General features: G+C 60.5%; 4 protein-coding genes. 2 read left to right on the forward strand and 2 right to left on the reverse strand.

The window, feature by feature from the left end; all coding sequences use genetic code 11:
• Nucleotides 1–86 precede the first annotated feature (86 nt).
• Nucleotides 87–521, reverse strand: coding sequence for a MarR family transcriptional regulator (locus CEC48_RS30580; RefSeq protein WP_017477432.1), 435 nt, complete (start codon nt 519–521; stop codon nt 87–89).
• 121 nt (nt 522–642) lie between these two features.
• The gene (gene recQ, locus CEC48_RS30585) at nt 643–2,769 is read right to left on the reverse strand and encodes a DNA helicase RecQ (RefSeq protein WP_088427222.1); all 2,127 of its coding nucleotides are present in this window, start codon (nt 2,767–2,769) and stop codon (nt 643–645) included.
• A 343-nt stretch (nt 2,770–3,112) separates the two neighbouring features.
• Here recQ and CEC48_RS30590 point away from each other — a divergent pair, with 343 nt between their 5' ends.
• Complete coding sequence (locus tag CEC48_RS30590; protein WP_017477430.1) at nt 3,113–3,700, forward strand: YecA family protein; 588 nt, start codon at nt 3,113–3,115, stop codon at nt 3,698–3,700.
• A 20-nt stretch (nt 3,701–3,720) separates the two neighbouring features.
• Nucleotides 3,721–4,113 carry a YbaN family protein gene (locus CEC48_RS30595; protein WP_088427223.1) on the forward strand — a complete coding sequence of 131 codons (393 nt, stop codon included), beginning with the start codon at nt 3,721–3,723 and terminating at the stop codon, nt 4,111–4,113.
• The last annotated feature ends 66 nt before the right edge of the window (nt 4,114–4,179 follow it).

Genomic DNA, 4,179 nt, shown 5'->3' on the forward strand with positions numbered 1-4,179 from the left:
GTGGATCAGTTAATGCATCTGGTAACTGTCACACCGCGTTCGCGAGCAAGCCCGCTCCCACATTTTTGATCTGCGTATATTGGAGATCAGGACTTCTCGAGGTTGCCGAGGATGTGTTCATGAACTCGCATGCACACCCGCAGATCCTCTTCATCGACGCCCACAAACAGCTCATGGCGCAAGGCCGTGGCGATGGTTTCGATTTGTTCGATCAACGGCTTCGCGGTGTCGCACAACACAATGCGCTTGGCACGACGGTCTTCCACCACAGCCTGGCGTTGCACCAAACCCTGGCTTTCCAGGCTGTCGAGCAAACGCGCCAATGTGGGCCCTTCAACCCCCACACTCTGCGCCAGCTCACGCTGGGTAGGCGGTTCGGTAAAACGGGCCAGGTGCAGCAGCACCAGCCAGCGCGCCTGGGACAGGCCCAAACCTGCCAGGCGACGATCCAGCTCGGCGCGCCAACCTCGGGACATCTGCGCCAACTGCATGCCAAAACGGTGTTGATCGGTTAACGGCATAAAAAACTCATGGGTTAGACTGAAAATAAAGTGTGGCTAATTATTAGTCAGCTAAGCATGACCCATGCCAGTAGGCAAGACCTGGTATGTACTGTTTCGTTACATTGTCCTAACTGCGGCATCAAATCTCGAATTCTGACTGCAAGGCAGCCCTCACGCAGTACAAAACGCCCTCGGGAACGCGACCGGTAAACAGCGGCGAAATCTCGGAAACGGGTGGCAATTCGCCTTCTCCATCGAGAAACGCATCCTGGATTTCGCCGAGCAAATCCTCCGGCAAATCAAGCGCCTGCTCCAGCGACAACTGCTGCTTGCCGATGGACTCGGCGAGCAAGGTGTAGACGTTTTTCTCCGAGCATTGCAACTGCCCGGCGATCTGGATCGGCGTCATGCCAGCACGCGCAAGGCTGATCAGCTCGTGGCGGATATCGGCGACCTCTTTCGGCGCCTCGACCTGGCCGCCGAGCACTTCGAGGAACGCCTGGCCATAACGCTCCAGCTTGCGCGCACCCACACCGCTGACCCTGGCCATTTCGCCCAGGGTGGTGGGATGCTCGCGGAGCATTTCCAGCAACGTGGAGTCGGGGAAGATGACGTAAGGCGGCACGCTGTGTTCCTGCGCGAGCTTTTTACGCAGCGCACGCAAGGCTTCCCACTGTTCGCGCTCCTCGAAGCGCACCAGTTGGCTGGCCTGGCTGGTGCTGGTTTTGGCGGTGGTTTGCGGCTTGAGGTCGCGGCGCAGCTCCAGGCTGACTTCACCCTTGAGCAGCGGCCGGCAACTGTCGTTCAGGCGCAGGCCGCCGTAGCCTTCGAGGTCGATATCCACCAGGCCACGGGCGACCATCTGCCGGAACAGCGAGCGCCATTCACCTTCGGCGCGGTCCTTGCCCACACCGTAGACCGAGAGTTTTTCGTGGCCGAAGCTGCGGACTTTCTCGTTGTCCTTGCCCAGCAACACGTCCACCAGATGGCCGACGCCATACCGCTGGCCGGTGCGGTAGATCGCCGACAAGGCCTGGCGTGCCGGCTCGGTGGCGTCCCAGGTCTGCACGCCGTCCACACAGCTGTCGCAGTGGCCGCAGGGCTCTGGCATGTCTTCGTCGAAGTAGGCGAGCAAGGTCTGGCGACGGCAGCGAGTTTCTTCACACAGCGACAGCATGGCGTCGAGCTTGTGCTGTTCCAGGCGCTTGTGCCGCTCGTCGCCTTCGGAGTTCTGCAGCATCTGCTTGAGCATCACCACGTCTTGCAGGCCGTAGACCATCCAGGCATCCGCCGGCAGGCCATCACGGCCAGCACGTCCGGTTTCCTGGTAGTACGCCTCGAGGGATTTGGGCAGGTCCATGTGGGCCACGAAGCGCACGTTGGATTTGTCGATGCCCATGCCGAAGGCGATGGTGGCGACCATGATCAGGCCTTCCTCGTTGAGGAAGCGCTTCTGGTGATAGGCGCGCAGCTCATTGGGCAGGCCGGCGTGATACGGCAGCGCCGGGTAGCCTTGCTCACTGAGGAATGCGGCGACCTCGTCGACTTTTTTGCGCGACAGGCAATAGACAATGCCGGCGTCGCTGCGCCGATCGGAGAGGAACGCCAGCAACTGCTTGCGCGGTTGTTCCTTGGGCACGATGCGGTAAAAAATGTTGGGACGGTCGAAGCTGGAGAGGAACCGCTCGGCGTCCTGCAAGTGCAGGCGTTCGACGATTTCTTCGCGGGTTCGTTTGTCGGCAGTGGCGGTCAGGGCGATGCGCGGAACGTTGGGGAACAGCTCCGCCAGTTGGCCCAGCTGCAGGTATTCACGGCGGAAATCGTGGCCCCATTGGGACACACAGTGGGCTTCGTCGATGGCGAACAGGGAAATTTCCAGGCTCTGCAGGAACGCCAGCATGCGTGGCTGCACCAGGCGCTCGGGGGCGAGGTAAAGCATCTTCACTTCGCCACGCTTGATCCGTGCGGCGAGGTCGCGCTGCTGTTCGGCGCTGAGGGTGGAGTTCAACGCGGCGGCAGCCACGCCGAGCTCTTCAAGGGTCGCCACCTGGTCGTCCATCAAGGCGATCAACGGCGACACCACCACCGCGAGCCCTTCACGCAGCAGCGCCGGCACCTGGAAACACAGCGACTTGCCGCCGCCGGTAGGCATCAGTACCAGGGCGTCACCGCCGTTGGCCACGCGCTCAATGATCGCACCCTGGCGGCCACGAAAACTGTCGTAGCCGAAGATGTCCTTGAGGACGCGTTGAGCCTGCTCGAGCATGAAAAACTCCAAATATCGCCGAAATCCCTCTGTACAGGCTGGTCGAAAAAACGCGCTTGAGCGGGAAATAATCCGTAAGCGAACTTTTCCCGCGACTGGCGCCTAGCCTGTAGGGGCATCACAAAACGCGGCAGTATACCCGAGCGTCACCCGGCACAGGGTGCCGTTGGTGAATAGGCGGCAATGGAAGTTTGGCCCGGGATGCTGACGCTGCATTCCTTCAAATAGACCTATTTGATCCCTTCGCGAGCAAGCCCGCTCCCACAGAATATGTGCTGCGGCTGGCCTGGCAGCTCAAGAAAGCCTAGAATTGCCCATCGTTTATTCCCAAGGTAGCCCGTCAATGTCCTTCGCTGAGCAACTAACCCGCCTGCAAGCCTTCCTCGATGCCGATGAGCTGCACGACGAGGCGCTGGACTACGTGGCCGCCCACGGCTATCTGACCGCGCTGTCGATCTGCTCCGACGTCGTGCCCGACCGTGAATGGATCGACGCACTGTTCTCCGAAGAGCCTCACTACAGTGATGCCGCCCAGCGCGAAGAAATCGAATCCACCCTGCTGGCCCTCAAGGCTCACATTGGTCGCCAACTGGCTTCCGATGAAGAGTTCGAACTGCCTTGCGACCTGGACCTGGGCGAAGACCCGGACGACTCCGAACTGCGCGGCTGGTGCATCGGTTTCATGGAAGGCGTGTTCCTGCGTGAAGAGGCCTGGTTCGAAACGGCTGAAGAAGAAGTCAGCGAAATGCTGCTGCCGATCATGGTCGGTTCGGGCCTGTTCGACGAGCAACCTGAGTTCTCCGACATCGCCTCCGACGCCAACCTGATGGACGACATGATCGTTCAGATCCCGGAAGCGCTGACCGCCCTGTACCTGCTGTGCAACGCACCTGACGAAAAGCCGGCGATCCTCAAGCCTCGCCATCACTAAGACCGTTGCCCGTGGCGCCCATGGGCAACCGCTCTGTGATCACGCGCTACGTTCTGCTGGCCATTGGCTGGTTGAGCGTGGCGCTCGGGGTGATCGGCATCTTCCTGCCGGTACTGCCCACCACGCCCTTCCTTCTGCTGGCTGCCGCCTGCTTTGCCCGTAGCTCCCCGCGCTTCTACCAATGGCTGGTGGAACACCCGCGCCTGGGGCCGTGGATTCGTGACTATCTGGATGGCAACGGGATTCCGCTCAAGGGCAAGGTGTATGCCATTGGGTTGATGTGGGTGAGTATCGGATTTTCCTGCTACCTGGTGCCGCTGATCTGGGCGCGAGGGTTCATGCTGACCAGTGCGGTGTTGGTGACGGTTTATATATTGCGGCAGAAGACCCTGCCGAAAACACCACGAAACTAAATGTGGGAGCGGGCTTGCTCGCGAATACGGTGTGACAGTCACCCGATGTACCGACTGATCCACCGC

The sequence above is a fragment of the Pseudomonas sp. K2I15 genome (genome assembly GCF_002204795.1).
Lineage (GTDB): Bacteria > Pseudomonadota > Gammaproteobacteria > Pseudomonadales > Pseudomonadaceae > Aquipseudomonas.

Coding starts and splice junctions, on each gene's coding strand:
- CEC48_RS30580 (WP_017477432.1), bottom strand. CDS start 521: ATGCCGTTAACCGATCAACACCGTTTTGGCATGCAGTTGGCGCAGATG.
- recQ (WP_088427222.1), bottom strand. CDS start 2,769: ATGCTCGAGCAGGCTCAACGCGTCCTCAAGGACATCTTCGGCTACGAC.
- CEC48_RS30590 (WP_017477430.1), top strand. CDS start 3,113: ATGTCCTTCGCTGAGCAACTAACCCGCCTGCAAGCCTTCCTCGATGCC.
- CEC48_RS30595 (WP_088427223.1), top strand. CDS start 3,721: ATGGGCAACCGCTCTGTGATCACGCGCTACGTTCTGCTGGCCATTGGC.